4 protein-coding genes and 2 pseudogenes are annotated in these 3,987 nt (G+C 63.6%); 2 read left to right on the forward strand and 4 right to left on the reverse strand.

Annotated features, from left to right (window positions below):
• Positions 1 to 182 (reverse strand): annotated as a pseudogene (locus I5W_RS03750) (DUF4810 domain-containing protein); the annotation flags it as partial.
• Positions 183 to 211: 29 nt separating this feature from the next.
• The gene (locus tag I5W_RS03755) at positions 212 to 880 is read right to left on the reverse strand and encodes a CsgG/HfaB family protein (protein ID WP_044528228.1); all 669 of its coding nucleotides are present in this window, start codon (positions 878 to 880) and stop codon (positions 212 to 214) included.
• A gap of 292 nt (positions 881 to 1,172) precedes the next feature.
• Here I5W_RS03755 and I5W_RS03760 point away from each other — a divergent pair, with 292 nt between their 5' ends.
• The gene (locus tag I5W_RS03760; protein ID WP_017453893.1) at positions 1,173 to 1,811 is read left to right on the forward strand and encodes a carbonic anhydrase; all 639 of its coding nucleotides are present in this window, start codon (positions 1,173 to 1,175) and stop codon (positions 1,809 to 1,811) included.
• 7 nt (positions 1,812 to 1,818) lie between these two features.
• On the opposite strand, the pseudogene I5W_RS03765 reads toward I5W_RS03760, so the two are convergent.
• Positions 1,819 to 2,849 (reverse strand): annotated as a pseudogene (locus I5W_RS03765) (aldo/keto reductase).
• On the reverse strand, positions 2,846 to 3,292 hold the full coding sequence (locus I5W_RS03770; RefSeq protein ID WP_017453891.1) for a MerR family transcriptional regulator: 447 nt from the start codon (positions 3,290 to 3,292) through the stop codon (positions 2,846 to 2,848). Before I5W_RS03770 ends, I5W_RS03765 begins: the two are co-directional and overlap by 4 nt.
• 178 nt (positions 3,293 to 3,470) lie before the next feature.
• Between I5W_RS03770 and I5W_RS03775 the strand changes: the two genes are divergently transcribed.
• The coding region (locus tag I5W_RS03775; RefSeq protein WP_044528229.1) for a hydratase at positions 3,471 to 3,987 on the forward strand (517 nt) is incomplete at its 3' end.

Below are 3,987 nucleotides of genomic sequence, written 5' to 3' on the forward strand. Positions count from 1 at the left end.
CAGGTTTCTTCCCAGCGCGGCGATCTCGGCTTCATTGCCGTTGCCTTCGGTCTTGAGTGTTCGTAGAGCTGGTCCTGGTAATTGCCCCAGCCGTAGAGGGACTTCTGCTGTTGCTTGGCGCAGCCGCTCAAGGCCAGCGCCAGGCCGAGCGCGAACCCGGCGGCGAGCTTCTTGTTCATCATGGTCGGTCTCTTGTATCGGTGTTTGGGGATCAGGGCTTCCATGCGCCGGAATCGATGCCGGTGACCAGGTTCTGGACTGCTTCGCGGATGGCCAGGTCGAGCACCTTGCCATTGAGCGTGGAGTCATAGCTGGCGGTGCCGCCGAAGCCGACGATCTCGCGGTTGTCCAGGCTGTATTCCCCTGCGCCCTGGGCCGAGTAGACCACCTGCGAGGTGTTCACGTCCACGATGTTCAGGTTGACCTTGGCGTAGGCCACCTGCGACTTGCCGCGACCGAGGATGCCGAAGAGCTGGCGATCGCCGGTTTCCTTGCGACCGAATTCGGTGACGTCACCGGTGACCACGTAGTTGGCGCCCTTGAGCGCCTGGGTCTGCTTGTTCAGCTTGGCTTCCTGGGCCAGTTCGCCCATGTTGTCGCGGTCCATCACGGAGAAGCGGTTGCTCTGCTGCAGATGGGTGATCAGGATGGTCTTGGCCTGGCCGCCCAGACGGTCCACGCCATCATTGAAGATGCCGCGCAGATAGCTGGAGCGGTTATCGAACTTGCCGACTGCGATCGGGCTGCGAGGCCCCTGATACGCCTGCTGGGCGCTGGCCACCTGGGCCACCGGCAGACTGCGTGAATTCTCCGTGGCGCAACCCCCGAGCGCCGTTACCATGGCTACCGCAGCCACGGTCGTGACATACCTGCTGAACATAAATTTCCCCGAATCGTTGATGTTGATAAGGGCAGCGGGAGCTACCCTTCAATGCACTCGAAAGCACCGTGCGTTGCGCTCGGGCCAGTTTCGAGGCGGCAATTTTATCAGGGGATAAGATGAAAAGTCTCTAGAAAAACTTGTGGTTCTTGATGAAATTTAACAGGTAGGCGTAATTCGTTATTACGTTTGCAATGACTTGCCGGAACGGTCAGGTCGATTCCGGGCGATAATCCTGCGCTGACGTGATTGATCGACGTCGTCTTTATCCAGAATCCCAAGGCCCCCGACCATGCGCGACATCATCAATGGTTTCCTGCGCTTCCAGCAGGATGTCTTCCCCTCCCGTAAGGAGCTGTTCAAGAGCCTGGCCAACGGCCAGACGCCCACGGCCCTGTTCATCTCCTGTTCGGACAGCCGCATGGTGCCCGAACTGGTGACCCAACGCGAACCGGGCGACCTGTTCGTCATCCGCAACGCCGGCAACATCGTGCCTTCCTTCGGTCCCGAGCCGGGCGGGGTGAGTGCCTCGGTGGAGTATGCGGTGGCCCAGTTGAAGGTGTCGGACATCGTCATCTGCGGCCACTCCGACTGCGGCGCCATGACCGCCGTGGCGACCTGCGCCTGCCTGGACCACATGCCGGCCGTGCGCAACTGGCTGCACCACACCGATGCGGCGCGCATGATCAATGAATCGCGCCACCACGAGACCGAGAAGGACCGCATCGATGGCATGGTGCGCGAAAACGTGATCGCCCAGTTGAACAACATCCGTACCCATCCGTCGGTGGCGGTGGCGCTGGCGCAGGGCCGACTGGCCCTGCATGGCTGGGTCTATGACATCGAGTCCGGCTCCATCCTGGCGCATGACACCGCCACCAATACCTTCGTGCCGCTGGCCTTGCACCCGGCTGCCCACACCGAGGACTGAACCAGCCCTAGACGTTGAGCATCTTCATGCTGGCCTCGGTATAGCGCGCGCCGGCTGCCACACCGCGCGGGAAGATCGCCTCCAGCGCCAGCAGGTCTTCGGAAGAAAGCTTCACATCGAAAGCGCCGGCATTTTCTTCAGGTAGCGCCGTCGCTTGGTCCCCGGGATCGGCACGATATGCGGGTCCTGGGCCATCACCCAGGCCAATGCCAGTTGGCTGGGCGTGCAGCCGTGGTGCTCTGCCATTTCCTTCACTTTGTCCACCAACTGCAGGTTGCGAGCGAAGTTTTCGCCCTGGAAGCGCGGATTGGTGCGGCGGAAATCATCCTCGGCCAGATCCTCGAAGCGCTGGATGGCGCCGGTCAGGAAGCCCCGTCCCAAGGGGCTGTAGGCCACGAAGCCAATGCCCAGGGCGCGGCAGGTGGCCAGTACCTCGGTTTCCGAATCACGGGTCCACAAGGAATATTCACTCTGCAAGGCGGTCACCGGATGCACTCGGTGCGCCCGCTCCAGCGTGGCCGCCGAGGCTTCGGACAGGCCGATGTAGCGGATCTTACCGGCGCGCACCAGGTCGGCCAGCACACCCATGGTGGCTTCGATGGGGGTGGCCGGGTCAATGCGGTGCTGGTAGTAGAGGTCGATGGTGTCTACGCCCAGGCGCCGCAGGCTGCCTTCGACCGCCTGGCGGATGTAGGCCGGGCTGCCATCCACGCCGCGCGCCTGCGGATCGGCCGGGTCGCGCCGGATGCCGAACTTGGTGGCGATGAAGAACTTGTCGCGGCGGCCTTTGATGGCGCGGCCCAGCAGTTCTTCGTTGGTGTAGGGGCCGTACATGTCGGCTGTGTCCAGCAGGTTGATGCCCAGCTCCAGGGCGCGGTCGATGGTGGCCAGCGATTCGGCATCGTCGCGCCGGGCGTAGAAATCGCTCATGCCCATGCAGCCCAGGCCGATGGCCGAGACCAGCGGGCCGTTGCTGCCCAGGCGGCGGCTGCCGACGGGGGAATCCGGTTGCAGGTGGGAGGTGATGGGGGCGCTCATGGTGCAATCCTTTCTTCGCTAGGGGAGGGTGGTGCCGCGTGGCTGCCGGCACCTGCTTGTGCGGCCTGGGCTTGCTGCTCCAGCTCTTGGTAGAGGACGAGCTTGTGTTGCAGCACCGCCAGGTTGTCCTGCAGTTCGGCCAGGGTCTGTTGCACGTTGAGCGTATGCATTTGCAGCATGGCCTTGCGCTCTCTGACGCTTTGCACCGTATTGCCTTGGCGACGCAGCTCGGCATAGCGCAGCATGGCGCGCACCGGCAGGCCGGTGGCCTTGAGCTTCTTGAGGAAGGCGATCCAGTTCAGGTCTTCCTGGGTGTAGCGGCGGTGGTGGTTGTCGCGTCGTTCCACCGGATCGAGCAGGCCGATGCGTTCGTAGTAACGCAGGGTGTGCACCGACAGGCCGGTGGCCTGGGCCGCTTGGGCAATGGTCAGGGAAGTCGTCATGGCAGCCAGTCTAGAAGTTGGAGTGCGCTCTAAGTCAAGCACCGTTGCTGCATTATCGGCGTGTCGCTGCGAACCTGCTGGCGGCCGCCAGTTCATTGTCTTGCCCAGCAGTGGGCGGCATTCTCGCCAGCCAGTACAATGCGCGCTGCATTGACTATCTGCTTTGGAGACTTCCGGTATGCACATCGACGCCGCCACTCAACTTCTGCTCGACGCCCGTCATAGCGGCCTGGCCCTGGACTGGCGCCGGCTGGCCGTGGGCGATGCCGAGACCGCCTATGCGGTGCAGGATGCGCAATTGCGGCGCCTGGGGCCGGTCGGTGGCTGGAAGGTCGGTAGCAAGGGCGATGGCAGCCTGCCTGGCTGTGCGCCGCTGCCGGCGTCCTGCGTGCTGTCATCTGGAACGCAACTGAGCGGGCCGCAATGGCGGATGCGCGGACTGGAAGTGGAACTGGCCTTGCGCGTGGGTCGCGACTACGCACCAGGGGAGCAGGTGCCCGACGAAGCCGAATTGCGCACCGTCTTCGATGCCATCCTGCCTGCCATCGAAGTGGTGGAAACCCGTCTGGGGCATCCGCCCTGTACCAATCCCTGGGCCGGCATGGCCGACCTGCAAAGCCACGGCGCGCTGGTGCTCGGCCAGGCGCAGCCGTTGCCCGCGATCTTGTCGCTGCGCCAGATCGCGGCCCAGCTGG

Source organism: Herbaspirillum sp. B65, assembly GCF_000333555.1.
In the GTDB taxonomy this organism is placed as follows: domain Bacteria; phylum Pseudomonadota; class Gammaproteobacteria; order Burkholderiales; family Burkholderiaceae_D; genus Herbaspirillum; species Herbaspirillum rubrisubalbicans.